The sequence below is a fragment of the Bradyrhizobium sp. 192 genome (assembly GCF_023100965.1).
GTDB lineage: Bacteria > Pseudomonadota > Alphaproteobacteria > Rhizobiales > Xanthobacteraceae > Bradyrhizobium > Bradyrhizobium symbiodeficiens.
The window spans coordinates 434,022-448,335 of the sequence record NZ_CP064690.1 but is presented as its reverse complement, the minus strand read 5'-3'; the positions used below and the strand labels follow the sequence as shown (position 1 = coordinate 448,335).

12 protein-coding genes are annotated in these 14,314 nt (G+C 63.2%); 10 read left to right on the top strand and 2 right to left on the bottom strand.

All coding sequences use genetic code 11. The annotated features are described in order from the left end of the window. Positions 1-54 precede the first annotated feature (54 nt). Positions 55-444, top strand: coding sequence for a YkvA family protein (locus IVB24_RS02095; RefSeq protein WP_094975902.1), 390 nt, complete (start codon positions 55-57; stop codon positions 442-444). A 166-nt stretch (positions 445-610) separates the two neighbouring features. On the opposite strand, the gene IVB24_RS02090 is transcribed toward IVB24_RS02095, so the two are convergent. Continuing rightward, positions 611-1,585: an NADPH:quinone oxidoreductase family protein gene (locus IVB24_RS02090; RefSeq protein WP_094975901.1), complete on the bottom strand. Its 975-nt coding sequence runs from the start codon at positions 1,583-1,585 to the stop codon at positions 611-613. A 243-nt stretch (positions 1,586-1,828) separates the two neighbouring features. Here IVB24_RS02090 and IVB24_RS02085 point away from each other — a divergent pair, with 243 nt between their 5' ends. The 9 genes from IVB24_RS02085 to IVB24_RS02040 all read left to right on the top strand — a co-directional run bounded on the left by IVB24_RS02085 (position 1,829) and on the right by IVB24_RS02040 (position 11,976). Next, positions 1,829-2,668: an SDR family oxidoreductase gene (locus IVB24_RS02085; RefSeq protein WP_247771907.1), complete on the top strand. Its 840-nt coding sequence runs from the start codon at positions 1,829-1,831 to the stop codon at positions 2,666-2,668. Between the two features lie 106 nt (positions 2,669-2,774). Then, the gene (locus IVB24_RS02080; protein ID WP_094975899.1) at positions 2,775-3,422 is read left to right on the top strand and encodes an invasion associated locus B family protein; all 648 of its coding nucleotides are present in this window, start codon (positions 2,775-2,777) and stop codon (positions 3,420-3,422) included. 167 nt (positions 3,423-3,589) lie between these two features. Next, positions 3,590-4,792, top strand: a complete 1,203-nt coding sequence (gene rlmN / locus IVB24_RS02075) for a 23S rRNA (adenine(2503)-C(2))-methyltransferase RlmN (protein WP_094975898.1) — start codon at positions 3,590-3,592, stop codon at positions 4,790-4,792. Positions 4,793-4,889: 97 nt separating this feature from the next. Beyond that, positions 4,890-5,384 carry a hypothetical protein gene (locus IVB24_RS02070; protein ID WP_094975897.1) on the top strand — a complete coding sequence of 165 codons (495 nt, stop codon included), beginning with the start codon at positions 4,890-4,892 and terminating at the stop codon, positions 5,382-5,384. A 54-nt stretch (positions 5,385-5,438) separates the two neighbouring features. Beyond that, positions 5,439-6,215, top strand: coding sequence for a phosphatase PAP2 family protein (locus IVB24_RS02065; RefSeq protein WP_247771906.1), 777 nt, complete (start codon positions 5,439-5,441; stop codon positions 6,213-6,215). A 93-nt stretch (positions 6,216-6,308) separates the two neighbouring features. Next, positions 6,309-7,646, top strand: coding sequence for an argininosuccinate synthase (gene argG / locus IVB24_RS02060; protein WP_094975895.1), 1,338 nt, complete (start codon positions 6,309-6,311; stop codon positions 7,644-7,646). Between the two features lie 80 nt (positions 7,647-7,726). Continuing rightward, positions 7,727-9,484, top strand: coding sequence for an alkaline phosphatase (locus IVB24_RS02055; RefSeq protein WP_247771905.1), 1,758 nt, complete (start codon positions 7,727-7,729; stop codon positions 9,482-9,484). Positions 9,485-9,727: 243 nt separating this feature from the next. Further along, positions 9,728-10,477, top strand: coding sequence for a hypothetical protein (locus tag IVB24_RS02045; protein WP_247774288.1), 750 nt, complete (start codon positions 9,728-9,730; stop codon positions 10,475-10,477). Beyond that, complete coding sequence (locus tag IVB24_RS02040) at positions 10,474-11,976, top strand: ATP-binding protein (RefSeq protein WP_247771904.1); 1,503 nt, start codon at positions 10,474-10,476, stop codon at positions 11,974-11,976. The genes IVB24_RS02045 and IVB24_RS02040 overlap by 4 nt, the downstream gene beginning before the upstream one ends. A gap of 85 nt (positions 11,977-12,061) precedes the next feature. On the opposite strand, the gene IVB24_RS02035 is transcribed toward IVB24_RS02040, so the two are convergent. Continuing rightward, on the bottom strand, positions 12,062-14,158 hold the full coding sequence (locus IVB24_RS02035) for an OmpA family protein (protein WP_247771903.1): 2,097 nt from the start codon (positions 14,156-14,158) through the stop codon (positions 12,062-12,064). Between the last annotated feature and the right edge of the window lie 156 nt (positions 14,159-14,314).

Genomic DNA, 14,314 nt, shown 5'->3' with positions numbered 1-14,314 from the left:
TCAGCCGGGGCGCGGCGATCTGCCGGCCTGGGCTGAACCGGGAGTTTATCGAACATGGCTGCCGAACACAGCGTCGGTTTCGAGCCGGCCGATCGGCTCGCAGGAGATCGCGAGAGCGTGCGCCGCCGCTTCTGGCGCAAGCTGAAGCGTGTCGCCGCGCATCTGCCATTCGCGGAAGACCTGCTTGCGGCCTATTATTGCGCCTTCGACCGGCAGACACCGCGCCACGTCCAGGCCGCGCTGCTGGGGGCGATCGCCTATTTCATCCTGCCGTTCGACTTCGTCGCCGACGTGATGCCGGTCCTCGGTTTCGCCGACGACGCCGCGGTGCTCGCCACCGCCATTCGCATGGTTTCCGGCCATATCACGAACGAGCACCGCCAAGCCGCGCGTGCGGTGCTGAAGCGTGGGGTGGATGAGGCGAGCGCGGAAGCCGAAGCTTAGGAGCGTTTACCACAAGCGCGGTGTCATTCCCCGCGCAAGCGGGGAATCCAGTACGCCGCGGCTTGTCGGTTCAATCGCTGGCGTCTCTGGAATACTGGATCGCCCGCCTTCGCGGGCGATGACAGTTGAGTGTGGCGAGCCTGGGCGGCGCCACGCATGCACATCCTCACGGATGCAGGATCACCTTGCCCATGGCCTTGCGTCCCGCCAGCACCTTCAGTGCGTCCGCGGTCTGCGCCAGCGGGAAGGTGCGATCGACATGCGATGAAATCTTTCCTTCCGCCGTCCACTTCACCAGCTTCTCGAGGTTGGCGCGATTCTTTTCCGGGTTGAGCCGGGTCCAGGCGCCCCAGAACACGCCGCGGATATCGCAGCCCTTCAGCAGCGCGAGGTTCAGCGGCATTTTCGGAATGTCGCCCGCGGCAAAGCCGATCACGAGGAAGCGGCCTTCCCAGGCGATCGAGCGCAGCGCCTGCTCGGCATACGCGCCGCCAACCGGATCGAAGATGATGTCGACGCCCTTGCCGCCCGTGAGCTTGCGCAGACCTTCCTTGAGATCTTCCTTGCCGTAGTTCAGGGTCAGCTCTGCGCCATGCGCCTTGGCGAATTCGAGCTTCTCGTCCGACGAGGCGCAGGCGATCACCTTCAACCCCATCAGCTTGCCGAGCTCGCAGGCGGCAAGGCCGGTGCCGCCGGCCGCGCCCAACACAGCGAGCGTTTCGCCCGGCTTCGGGCTGGCGCGATCTTCCAGCGCATGCAGCGCGGTGCCATAGATGATGATGATGCCCGCCGCGCGGTCGTAGTCGAGATTGTCGGGGATCTTCACGATCGAAGCCGCCGGCAGCGCGATCTTCTCGCGCGCGCCGTTGTGGCCGCAGGAGGCGACAACGCGATCACCGACTTTCAGATCGGTCACGCCGGCGCCGATGCTCTCGATCACGCCCGCGACTTCCGCCGCCGGCGAGAAAGGGAACGGCGGCTTGATCTGGTACTTGCCCTGAATCATCAGGATGTCGAAGAAGTTCAGCGCCGCCGCCTTGATCGCGATCACCGCTTCGCCGGGACCGGCCACCGGATCCGGCACATCGGCCAGCACGAGATCGTCGGGCTGGCAATATTGCGAGCAGAGGATGGCTTTCATGGCGGCACCTTGGGTGTTTCGAGTGGAATTATAGTTGGGGCGTTTCTGCCGGATTTACTGCGGCTGGACAATCCGGATTCTTTGCTGGACGCGACGTTCGGCCTATCCTCGTCATTGCGAGCGCGGCGAAGAACCCGTGCTGCGGAAATAGTCTGGATTGCTTTCGCCTTCGCCAAAGCTTTCGGCGGACAAGTCGTTACGCTCGCAAGGACGGAGCAAGAAGAAAAAGAAGGGATTCAAACGATGTTTGAAACGGGTCTGCTCAAGGACAAGCGCATCCTCGTCACCGGCGGGGGCTCGGGCCTTGGCGCCGCGATGGGACGCCGTTTCCTTGCACTCGGCGCCGAGCTCGTGATCTGCGGTCGCAAGCTCGACCGGCTGGAAGCAACCGCGAGCGAGATGCGCGAAGAAACCAGCGGCAAGGTCACCACCATCGCCTGCGATATCCGCGATGGTGCCGCCGTCGACAGCATGATGGACGGGCTCTGGCGCGAGGCGCCGCTCGATATCCTCGTCAACAACGCCGCTGCGACTTTCATTGCACAGAGCGAGCATCTGTCGTTCCGAGCGGCCGACGCGATCCTGGCGCCGACGCTGCATGGTGCGATGTATTGCACGCTCGCAGCCGGCAGGCGCTGGATTGAGGGCAATCACAACGGCGTCGTGCTCTCGATTCTCTCGACGTCGGCCATCACCGGACGCGCCTTCACCGTTCCCTCCGCGATGGCGAAGTCGGCGGTGCTGGCGATGACCAAGAGCCTCGCGGTCGAGTGGGGCCCGAAGGGCATCCGCACCGTCGCGATCGCACCGGGTCCGTTCCCGACCGCGGGCGCATCGGGGCAGCTCCGCCCCGAGGGCCGTGACGAAGGCTGGACCGCGCGCAATCCGCTCGGCCGGACCGGAGAGCACAGCGAACTTGCCGATCTCGCCAGCTTCCTGATCTCGGATCGTGCTGGTTACGTCAATGGCGAGATGGTCGTGATCGACGGCGGCGCGCATTTGCGCAGTTCCGGCGCCGAGGATTTGTTGCGTTGGACCGAGGCGCAATGGGCCGACCAGCGCGCTGCGCGATCCAAAGGCTGATCCCGCTAACTACCTTCCCAAATTGGACTTTCCCGGTTATCTCTGCCGTGGGACAAAGCGCGACCGAGCCATCTTCCAGTCACAATATTGAGGGAACCACTCCAGCATGTGGCGGGTGCTGATTTTAGCTTTGATGACTGGCGTGGCGGCCGGGGGAATCCTCGATTCTGCGCGGGCGCAGACGGCGCAACCGGCGCCGAAAGCGCCGCCGAAGCCGGCCGCGCCGCCCGCCCATACGACGGCAAAGTCCACTGCAAAGCCGGAGAGCAAACCAGTGGCCCCACCCGCGGCGGTTGCAGGTGGCGCGGAGCCGACCCTGATCGGCCAGTTCGGCACCTGGGGTGCCTATTCCGCGACGCCCAACGGCAAGAAGGTCTGCTTCGCGCTTGCAAAACCCTCGTCGTCGAAGACCAATCCGCCGAACCGGCCGCGCGATCCCGCCTATGCCTTCGTCTCGACCCGTCCGGCCGAGAAGGTCAACAACGAAGTCTCGGTCATGATCGGCTACGCGCTGAAGCCGGGCTCGGAATCCTCGGTCGAGGTCGGCGGCGCCGCCTTCGCGATGTACACGCAGGGCGACGGCCTCTGGATCAAGAACGCGGCCGAGGAGGAGCGGATGGTCGAGGCCATGCGCAAATCCGCCGACCTCGTGGTCAAGGGCGTCTCTGCCAAGGGAACGGAGACGACCGACACTTTCTCGCTGAAGGGCCTCGCCCAGGCGCTGGACAAGATCGGCCAGGATTGCCGGCGTTAAGCCTGCGGCCGATAAGGTCGCAATCGGCGGCTCCGGTTGCTATATAGGGCCGGTTCCAGATTTCTTCCGTCATTCCGGGGCGCGCGAAGCGCGAACCCGGAATCTCGAGGTTCCGGGCATGGTCCTTCGGACCATCCCGGAACGACGCAAAACCTTCAGGCCTCTCAATGCAACCGACGACTGAGCCGCACAACGCAATCCTCGTGGAGAAGACTCCGCTCGAAACTTATGTGCCGCCGGCAAAGCCGTCGCTGATCGGCCTGTCGCGCACGGAGCTCGCCGACCGACTCGGCGAGATCGGTGTCGCGCCGGCGCAGCGCAAGATGCGGGTGCAGCAGCTCTGGCACTGGCTCTATTTCCGCGGCGCCCAAAGCTTCGACGACATGACCTCGATCTCGAAGGGCATTCGCGCCGAACTCGCGCAGCACTTCACCGTCGACCGGCCCGAAGTCGTGGCCGAACAGATCTCCAACGACGGCACCCGCAAATGGCTGCTGCGGCTGCCGAGCGGCGACAATGTCGAGCGCGCCCATGAAGTCGAATGCGTCTATATCCCCGAGACCGATCGGGGCACGCTGTGCGTGTCCTCGCAGGTCGGCTGCACGCTGAACTGCTCGTTCTGCCACACCGGCACGCAGCGCCTGGTGCGCAACCTCACCGCCGGCGAGATCGTCGGACAGATCATGGTGGCGCGGGATCGCCTGAACGACTGGGCCGATCGCGAGGACGGCACGCGTCGCGTCACCAACATCGTGATGATGGGCATGGGCGAGCCGCTCTACAATTTCGACGCGGTGCGCGATGCGCTGCTGATCGTCGGCGACAATGAAGGCATCGGCATCTCACGCCGCCGCATCACGCTGTCGACCTCGGGCGTGGTGCCGAACATCGTGCGCGCGGGCGAAGAGATCGGCGTCATGCTCGCGATCTCGCTGCATGCGGTGCGCGACGAGCTGCGCAACGAGCTGGTGCCGCTCAACCGCAAATATCCGATTAAGGAATTGCTGCAGGCCTGCCGCGACTATCCCGGCGCCTCCAACGCGCGCCGCATCACCTTCGAATATGTGATGCTCAAGGGCGTCAATGATTCGCTCGATGATGCAAAGCTGCTGGTGAAGATGCTCAAGGGCATTCATGCCAAAATCAATCTGATCCCGTTCAATCCCTGGCCCGGCACGGCCTATGAATGCTCGGACTGGGACCAGATCGAGAAATTCTCCGAATACATCTTCAACGCCGGCTATTCCTCGCCGGTGCGTACCCCGCGCGGTCGCGACATCCTCGCCGCCTGCGGTCAGCTGAAGTCGGAGACGGAGAAGCTCAGCGCACGCGAACGCCAGGCGCTGCGCGCCATGGCGATGACGGATTGATAATGGCGACTCCCTCAACGTTCGTCATGCCCGGGTCAAGCCCGGGCATGACGGCTGAATGCGTGGCGATGTCGTTGATCGGCAACTTGCTTATGTCATGTCCCTGATCGGCCGCCTCATCGTCATCTTCATCGGCTTTCTTGCCGCCTGCTTCGTCGGCGGCATGATCGTAGTCGTCGCGCTGCTGTTTCCGGAATTTTCCGATCTCGGCGCCGGTCCAGTCGACCAGGGCGCGATCGACATCCTGCTCGGCTTCGGCTTCATATTCGTCTCGGGCTTCGCGCTGGTGCCGGCGGCCGTGATCGTTGCGATCACCGAAGCGCTCTACATCCGCAGCGCGCTCGCTTATGCCGTCGGCGGCGGCCTCGTCGGGCTCGCCTGCTATCTTGGGCTCGTTCCCTTTCACTCCGACACGTTTCAGTTCGAAGGCATCGTGCGGCGCCATCTGGAGATCATGACCGGTGCGGGCATCGTCGCCGGCGTGGTCTACTGGTTGATCGCCGGGCGCAATGCCGGCGCCTGGCGCAACCCGCCGCCCGCGCGGAAACCGCCGCCGCCGCTGCCGTCGAACTCAAGGCCGGATGTCCGATGAGCCGCGCCGCTTCCGGGGTTTCCATCCCCGTCCCACTCCGCTAAACCGCGCGCCATGAACCGGACTGGACTCTTCATCGCCCTGGCGCTGTGGCTCGTCATCGGCGTCGTTTTCGGCCTCTATCCCGAGCTCGATCTCAAGCTCGCGTCGCTGTTCTTCGACCCCGAGACGAAAACATTTCCGCTCAAGCTGAATGACTGGGCGGGCTTTGCGCGTGACGCTGCGATGTGGGTCGCCTGGGCCTTCGTGGCGCCGTCGCTGGTCGCGCTCGTGGTCAAGATGATCCGGCCCGATCGTCCCTTGATGGTTTCGGGACGCGCGATCGTGTTCCTGCTGGTCACGATCATCATGTCCGCCGGCATTCTCACCAACCTCACCTTCAAGACCTATTGGGGCCGGCCGCGCCCGGTGGTGGTCACGCAATTTGCCGGCGACCAGCAATTCGTGCCGTGGTGGGATCCGCGCGGCGGCTGCGCGCGCAACTGCTCGTTCTTCTCGGGCGAGGGCGCGACGGCGTTCTGGACGCTGGCGCCGGCCGCGCTGGCGCCGCCGGCGTGGCGGCCGCTCGCTTATGCCGCCGCCGTGATCTTTGGCGCCGTCACGAGCGGCCTGCGCATGGCCTTCGGCGGGCACTTCTTCACGGATGTTTCGATTGCCGGCCTGGTGACCTTCGTCGTGATCTGGTTCGCCTACGCGCCGATTTACCGTTGGCCGCGGACACGTTTTTCCGACGAGGCGGTCGATGCCGCCCTGACCCGGCTGAACATGCCGGCCTACCGGCTCCGGCAGCGCCTGTTCGGCCGTAAGACCGGTCCCGAACCCCAAGTTTAAGCCATTAAATGGGTGCCGAGCCCCGCGAAATTTGATATTCGCGCGGTCAAACCCGTCCATGACATCAGCCCTTGAGACCCGATTGGAAGCCCCATGACCACGATCCTGAAAAGCCTGCCCAAGGGTGAGAAAGTCGGCATCGCTTTTTCGGGCGGCCTCGACACCTCCGCGGCGCTGCTCTGGATGAAGCAGAAGGGCGCGCGCTGCTACGCCTACACCGCCAATCTCGGCCAGCCCGACGAGGCCGACTACAACGAGATCCCGCGCAAGGCGATGGAGTTCGGCGCCGAGAAGGCCCGGCTCGTCGATTGCCGCACGCAGCTGGTCCATGAAGGCATCGCCGCGATCCAGTCCGGCGCCTTCCACATTTCGACCGGCGGCATCACCTATTTCAACACCACGCCGCTGGGGCGCGCGGTGACCGGTACGATGCTGGTCGCGGCGATGAAGGAGGACGGCGTCAACATCTGGGGCGACGGCTCGACCTTCAAGGGCAACGACATCGAGCGCTTCTATCGCTACGGCCTGCTCACCAATCCCGGCTTGAAGATCTACAAGCCCTGGCTCGACCAGCAATTCATCGACGAGCTCGGTGGCCGCGCCGAGATGTCGGCGTTCATGACCGCGCAGGGCTTCGCCTACAAGATGAGCGCCGAGAAGGCGTATTCGACCGACAGCAATTTGCTCGGCGCCACGCACGAGGCCAAGGATCTCGAAAGCCTCGACAGCGGCATCAAGATCGTCAACCCGATCATGGGTGTGCCGTTCTGGCGCGACGATTGCGCCGTGAAGGCCGAGAAGGTCGTGGTGCGTTTCGAAGAAGGCCAGCCCACGGCGCTGAACGGCCAGACCTTCTCTGATCCGGTCGCGCTGTTCCTCGAAGCCAATGCGATCGGCGGCCGTCACGGCCTCGGCATGAGCGACCAGATCGAGAACCGCATCATCGAGGCCAAGAGCCGCGGCATCTATGAAGCGCCCGGCATGGCCCTGTTGCACATCGCCTATGAGCGCCTCGTCACCGGCATCCACAACGAGGACACCATCGAGCAGTACCGCATCAGCGGCATGCGGCTCGGTCGCCTGCTCTACCAGGGCCGCTGGTTCGACTCGCAGGCCCTGATGCTGCGCGAGACCGCGCAGCGCTGGGTTGCGCGCGCCGTCACCGGCGAAGTCACGCTGGAGCTGCGCCGCGGCAACGATTATTCGATCCTGAACACCGAAAGCCCGAACCTCACTTATGCGCCGGAGCGGCTCAGCATGGAGAAGGTCGAGGATGCCGCGTTCTCGCCGGCCGACCGCATCGGCCAGCTCACCATGCGCAATCTCGACATCGCCGACACCCGCACCAAGCTGAAGCTCTACAGCGACACCGGCCTGCTCTCGGGCAGCGAAGGCTCGCAGATCTTCCGGCTCGAGAGTGACAAGGGTTGATGCTAGAGACTTAATGACGGTGTCATGCGCGATCGCTACGGTTTCGCTCCTGTCGTGAACGAAATCGCGGAGCATCGAACATGGTCAAGGGGTCGGCTGTCGCCTCTCTCATCGTCCTGCTTTGGACAACGTCACTGCCGGCACAGACGATCTATCCGATCGATCGTGCCGAGATCCTGGCCGGAGCCCAATTCGATTTCAAGGTCGAATTCCCCGGGCTGATCGATCCCGCCAAGCTGAAAGTGACGGTGAACGGTGCGGATTATGCGACCGCCTTCGGCCGTTCGGCGGCCTTCATCGAGCGCGAGGACGGCAAGGAGCAGTCGGCGCTGATCCTGCGCGACGTCACGCTGACCACGCCGGGCAGCATTGCCGTGGATGTGAGCGATGGCGCACGCCAGCGCAGCGTCACATGGACCATCTACGACACCGGTCCGCGCAAGGCGAAGAACGTCATCCTGTTCATCGGTGACGGCATGTCGCCGGCGCATCGGGTCGCTGCTCGAATCCTGTCCAAGGGCATTGCGGAGGGCAAGAGCCGAGGCAAGCTCGCCATCGACGACATGCCGCATATGGCCCTGGTGGCGACCGCAGGTTCGGACTCCATCATCACGGATTCCGCGAACTCGGCCAGCGCCTATGCGACCGGGCACAAGAGCGCCGTCAACGCGCTGGGCGTCTATGCCGATCGCACGCTGAGCCCGTTCGACGATCCCCGGGTCGAGACCATCACGAGTCTTGCCAGGAGGCGGCTCGGCATGGCGATCGGCATCGTCACCAACACCGAGATCGAGGATGCAACGCCGGCCGCGATGATCGCGCATACGCGCCGGCGCGCCGCCTATGACGAGATCGTCGAGCAGTTCTTTGCTGCCAGGCCTGACGTGCTGATGGGCGGCGGCAGCGCGAACTTTCTGCCGAAATCCGCCGCCGGCTCCAGGCGCAAGGACGAGACCGACTACATCGCGAAGTTTCGTGACGCGGGCTACCAGGTGGCGACCACCGCGGGCGAGCTCAGCGCTTCTGCCGCAAAGCCGGAGACGGACAAGCTGCTCGGCCTGTTCGCCACGGGAAACATGGACGGCGCGCTTGACCGCAAATTTCTGAGAGGCGGCGGCGTGAAGAAGTTTCCCGAGCAGCCTGACCTGACCGAGCAGGTGCAGGCCGCGCTCAAGCTCCTGTCGCGAAAAGAGAGCGGCTTCTTCCTGATGGTCGAGTCCGGAATGATCGATAAATACGCCCATTTGCTCGACATGGAGCGCGCCGTCTTCGACACGATCATGCTCGACAACGCGGTGCGCCAGACGCGTGAATGGGCGCGTGCGCGTGGCGAGGACACCCTCATCCTGGTGCTGGCGGATCACAATCATCCCAACAGCCTCGTCGGCACGGTGAATGACGATATGGGTACGACACCCAACGTGCCGCTGCGCGAGCGCGTCGGTGTTTACGATCAGGCTGGATTCCCCAACTACCCGCCCCCCGATGCGGACGGCTATCCGTCACGCGTCGACGTCAGCCGCAGGCTCGCGATCTTCTCGGCCAGCCTCCCGGATCATTACGAGACGTTCCGCCCAAAACTCGACAATCCCAACGAGCCGACCGTGAAGGCCGGCGACGACGGCACCTTCAAGGCCAACGACAAATACAAGGACGTCCCGGGCGCGGTGCTGCGTCCCGGCAATCTGTCTGCGATGATCGGCGCCAGCGTGCATTCGGGCGAGGACGTCATCCTCACGGCGACGGGGCCGGGCAGCGATGGCGTGCGCGGCTCGATGGACAATACCGAGGTCTTTCGCGTCATGGCCGATGCACTTGGGCTTGCGGCTCGGCAGTAGCGGCGTTGCTGTCAAAATAAAAATGGCCGGGATCGCTCCCGGCCATTTGCGTTTGTGCATCGCCTCAGCGTGGCGGCGCGGTGCCGGGCGGGGGCGGCGGCAGCGAGGCCTGGCCGCCGTTGAGCAGCTGCGTGATGTTGCGGATGGTCACGCGACGGTTGATCTCATTGAGAGAAGGGTTGTGGGTGCGAATATCTCTCGTATATGTTGCAGTTCCCCATCGATAGGAGGTAAGTTTTTCAAATGTCGGATATTGGACGTTTGATTTGTGGCGAGCCGCTCGCTGATGGGCTTGCCAAATCCGCACTAAACCAACTCGCGCTCTCGATCGATGCATTTGCGACAAGAGCCATAAATATCCTGAAGGAAGAAGCATCGGGCGAAGCGACGGCTCTGGGGCCCTTCTTCGCTCGAGTCGTGCTTGAGAATTCGTGCGCCGCACTTGTGGGTCGGTTGGACACATTTCGAATATTGTATCTAAGCGAGTTTCAGGGGCAGCCCGAATACGAACCCGGAAAACGAGCGAGGTCTGCGTTCTCTTGGTTCGGTGATGTAATGCCGGCCGATGAAAAGAATGCGGACCTTTGGAATATTGATCACGATCTTTCAAAGATCGGTCGCGCACTGTTTTCGAAGCATATCGATCGCGTTTGTTGGCAGCCAGCAGTTGAGAATATGCTAGACTACGTTTCCGCAAGCGGATCAGACCCTTTTCTTAGAGAGATACTGTCGCTTAGTTCAGAAAGTTACATCCGGACCACGAAGGGCCAGGGGCAGCAACTGTATTCGACCCTTTCAAAGGGCGTTCACTGGGAATTCTTCAATAGCGCGCTCGTTTTTGATGAAGCCACAGTGAAGAACGCTATCCGTGATACTTGTCTCCTGGTGGGTCACTTAGGCTTGACGTCTCACTTTATCCCCACCGCGTACGCCTCACTTCAACCACAGCTCGCCCTGGAAGCATATCTATCCTTCCGAAGGACGTTATCATGATTGTTCAAAGCATCGATGATGCAGACTCAGGATTGATTCTCGCCGCGGAAGAATGTCCGCCGGAATCGTTCTCCAAGTATCACAGCTTCTCTTCGCATGACGACGTAATCATTCGTAAGTTGAGCGCGCATGGTCCAGTTCTCGTGCGCGGTGGTCGCGGAAGTGGGAAGAGTGCGCTCTTAATAGAAGCCTATCGTCGTATGAAGGAAAGTGAGACGGTATTTCCGGTTTATCTAAGTCTGCGGTACCTGCCTTTACTGCAATCTGACGGTGAAGAGTACATCGGCCACTTCTGTCAGATACTTTCTGTTGCGATTCAAAAGGAAATCCTGAGCAGAGCCTTTGCGCATGACTTTGCGCTGGCACCAGATCAGACCGCTTTGCAGTTCGGTTTGATGGATCTATCTCAAAGGCTGAACAAGAGAATTGTTTTGCTATTCGACGATGCCGCCCATATCGGGCGAGAGAAGCCCTTAGAGGTCTTCTTTGATTTGTTCAGGGCGCTTTCCAGCAGTCTTGTCTCTTGCAAAGCCTCAATCTATCCGGGGGTGACGAAGTTTGGCGTAAGGTTCGACGTCTTTAATGATTCTACAGTAATTGATATCGAACGGTCAGATGTATCCGTCGACTCGTCCTTCTTTCCAGAGGTGGTCCGGGCAAGATATCCAAAGTTGGGAGATCGGTCGACCTTCTCCGACCGGCTGCTGCCTGCGCAGTTCGCCAACCTCCTAGGTCGAGCTGTTGTTGGCAATCTCCGTGGGCTTATTTTGGCCTGCAACCGCTTTGACGGCCAAGACAAGATTGGGATCCCGGATGTGAACAAATGCATCTTGGATATGGCGACGGATCACTATTGGCCCTTGATGGAAGAAGTGGCCCCAAAACTAGGCGTCTACGAACCGCTGGTAGAGCCTGCTCGCGAGGTAATGGAAATTATCGTTGAGCAAGCTTCAAGATCAGTCCGAGACGGTCGGACAGTTGCGCCGGACCGGGTCTTAGTTCATCGACAGATAGTCGGACAGTTTAGCAAGATCTTTGAGATCCTTGAATACTTGGGGTTTCTTGCAAGGCGCGAAGCTTCGCGAGCGTTGAAGTCGGGAGGGCGCGGACCGGTATTCGCAATTAACCTCTGCAATCTTTTGGACAGTGTTCCATCAAAGCGGCTCACGTTTGAAATGATTGACCAATGGATTGGGGCCGTTCCAGAACCCGCAGAATTCCATGTATCCGGTCAAGCCTTTCATAATGTGCAGCTCCCGGTGCTGCCGGTCGAGCATGGACTCGCAATCTTGGACAAGGCTGTGACGGTTTTGCGTAAGTCACCAGCTTACCCGTACGGACTCACGGATAACTTGATTGACCGTCTGACGGGAGCAGGCATCACTACTGTTGGTCAACTTGCGACCACAGACGATCGCAAGCTGGATCAAATTGATTACATCGGAGGCGCCACTATTAAACGCATTCGAGAAGTCCTGTATCAGGCTATCTGGATGTGAAAGAATTCACGATGCTACTTTGATGACCACCATCGCAAACAAAATGGCCGGGATCGCTCCCGGCCATTTGCGTTTGTGCTTCGCCTCAGCGTGGCGGCGCGGTGCCGGGCGGGGGCGGCGGCAGCGAGGCCTGGCCGCCGTTGAGCAGCTGCGTGATGTTGCGGATGGTCACGCGACGGTTGATCGCGCTCGGCCCTTGCGTCTGCTCCTTCAGATACTGCTCGCCATACCCTTGCGATGTCAGGTTCTCCGCCGGCACGCCGAACTGCTGGGTCAGCAATTCCGCCGCGGACTGCGCACGGCGGTCCGACAATGACAGATTGTCGACTTCGTTGCCGACCGCGTCGGTATGTCCCTCGATCAGGAACACCTCGCGCGGATTGCGCTGGATCGCCTGGTTGAGGCCGTCGGCGATCACCTGCAGCCGGCTCGCCTGGTCCGGCGGGATGGTCCACGATCCTGTCTCGAAGATGATCGTGTTGACGTCGATGCTCGGCATCTGCATGCGAACATTGGGGCTGTAGCGGATCTCGTCGAGCGAGTAACGCCGATCGATCCGCTGCACGGGCGGTGCCACCATGGTCTGGTAGATGACCTCCGGTGACGCTTCCTGGGCGTCGACGATGTAGCGATCGTAGGGGATGTTCACGACCGGCGGAGGCACGTCGACATAGAAGCCGCCGACCGCCCGCGGATCGCGGAAGGTGTTGTCGATGATGATGAGCTCGCGTCCGCGGGGATCCCTGCGGATACGTCGCATCAACCGGCCGTCGGGACCGACGACGGTGATGATCTCGCTTCCGTCGGGACGAATGACGACCGTGCGGGTTTCGCCGCCGACGGTGTCGGTGCGGATGTCGCGAGCGCCATACCGGAAGCGATAGAGATCGTTACCGCGGACGTAGGCCTGCCCGCCCGGATCGCGGATGATGATGCGGTCCGGCTCGGTGTAGACGGTGCGTCCGCCTTCGATGGTCTCGCGTCGCTGGTTGTGGAGATCGGCGATGGTCGCGCCGATCACGGCGCCGGCTACCACGCCCGCGCCAATCGCGAGCGGCGTCAGGTCACGCTGTGGCGGACGTGGCGCCGGCGGCAACGGCGCTGAGACTGTCGGCGCGGCCCGGAAGGCCGGCGAAACCGTGGGCGTGGCGTATTGCTTTCTGTCCGGCGGCGGCGTTGCGGCCGCCGAACCGGAGACGGCCGACGGCGCTGCGGCGCCGGCGGGAGGCGCCGGCGGCCGGGGCGGCGCGCCAGCCTGCGGTGACGCAGGCGGAGCTCCGGCAGCGGGCGCGCCCGCAGGAGGCGTTCCACCCTGTTGACCAGGAGTTGGCGTCGCGGTCGGGGCTGGCGCCGCACCGGGACGTCCGGGCGGTGGCGTCGGAGTGCCACCGGGAGCAGGCGTTGCCGTCGGAGCGGGTGCGGCACCGGGTGATCCTGCCGGAGGAGGCGCGCCGGGACGTCCTTGCGGCGGCGTACCGGGGCGGCCAGCCGGCGGGGCGGCTGGCGTGCTGCCCGGTGCAGGCGTTGCGGTCGGCGCAGGGGTTGCCGTCGGAGCAGGAGTCGCTGCCGGCGCGGGTGAGCCGGGGCGGGCCGCAGGCCCTGTCGTCGGAGCAGGCGGTGTCGCGGTTGGCGCAGGCGCGGGTCGCGCCGAGGGAGCCGCTGCCGGAGGTGGCGGTGGAGTCGGGCGAGCCGAAGGCGGCGGCGTGGGGGGCGTGTGCTGCTGCGGCGCTGCTGCGGGTGGCGGCGTCGGGGCCGGGCGTGCGGCAGGCGGCGGAGGTGTCGGGGCGTGATGCTGAGGTGCCGCGGCCGGAGGCGGCGACGGCTGCTTCGGCGCGGCAGGCGGCGGGGGGTGGTGGCGGCGGAGCGGACGGGCCGCAGGTGGCGGCGGAGGCGGTGGCGGCGCGGCGGGACGCGGTGGTGCGGCGGCCGGCGGCGGCGCAGCGGGCGGGCGGGGCGGTGCCGCGGCGGGTGGCGGAGCGGCCGGGCGCGCGGGCGCAGCGGGCGGCGCAACCGAGGGCGGTCCCTTCGGCGGTTGCTTCGGTTTTCCGTCAGGGCCCGCGTCTTGAGGCTGCGCCTGCGCGACCACGAGCGGCGGCGCAGTTTGCGCTTGCGATGCGGAGCTTGCGAATTGCATCGCGGTCAGAGCCGTCGTCGCAAGCAGCACGAAACGAAGATTGGTCATGGTGGTGAACTTCCCCGGAAGGTTCTTTGACGAAGAGTTGGGATGAACAGCTACGCGTTAGGCCGGATTGTGGCGGGCGAAGCGGTCGCCGCTCGATTTATTTCTGCACGGGAATCAGGTCACTAAAGCAACGTTCATTGCGCATTCAGACGCTGG

Excerpts from the sequence above, each read along its gene's own strand:
- IVB24_RS02040 (WP_247771904.1), top strand. The coding sequence starts at position 10,474 with ATGATTGTTCAAAGCATCGATGATGCAGACTCAGGATTGATTCTCGCC.
- IVB24_RS02095 (WP_094975902.1), top strand. The coding sequence starts at position 55 with ATGGCTGCCGAACACAGCGTCGGTTTCGAGCCGGCCGATCGGCTCGCA.
- IVB24_RS02085 (WP_247771907.1), top strand. The coding sequence starts at position 1,829 with ATGTTTGAAACGGGTCTGCTCAAGGACAAGCGCATCCTCGTCACCGGC.
- argG (WP_094975895.1), top strand. The coding sequence starts at position 6,309 with ATGACCACGATCCTGAAAAGCCTGCCCAAGGGTGAGAAAGTCGGCATC.
- IVB24_RS02055 (WP_247771905.1), top strand. The coding sequence starts at position 7,727 with ATGGTCAAGGGGTCGGCTGTCGCCTCTCTCATCGTCCTGCTTTGGACA.
- IVB24_RS02065 (WP_247771906.1), top strand. The coding sequence starts at position 5,439 with ATGAACCGGACTGGACTCTTCATCGCCCTGGCGCTGTGGCTCGTCATC.
- IVB24_RS02090 (WP_094975901.1), bottom strand. The coding sequence starts at position 1,585 with ATGAAAGCCATCCTCTGCTCGCAATATTGCCAGCCCGACGATCTCGTG.
- IVB24_RS02070 (WP_094975897.1), top strand. The coding sequence starts at position 4,890 with ATGTCCCTGATCGGCCGCCTCATCGTCATCTTCATCGGCTTTCTTGCC.
- IVB24_RS02035 (WP_247771903.1), bottom strand. The coding sequence starts at position 14,158 with ATGACCAATCTTCGTTTCGTGCTGCTTGCGACGACGGCTCTGACCGCG.
- IVB24_RS02080 (WP_094975899.1), top strand. The coding sequence starts at position 2,775 with ATGTGGCGGGTGCTGATTTTAGCTTTGATGACTGGCGTGGCGGCCGGG.
- rlmN (WP_094975898.1), top strand. The coding sequence starts at position 3,590 with ATGCAACCGACGACTGAGCCGCACAACGCAATCCTCGTGGAGAAGACT.
- IVB24_RS02045 (WP_247774288.1), top strand. The coding sequence starts at position 9,728 with ATGTCGGATATTGGACGTTTGATTTGTGGCGAGCCGCTCGCTGATGGG.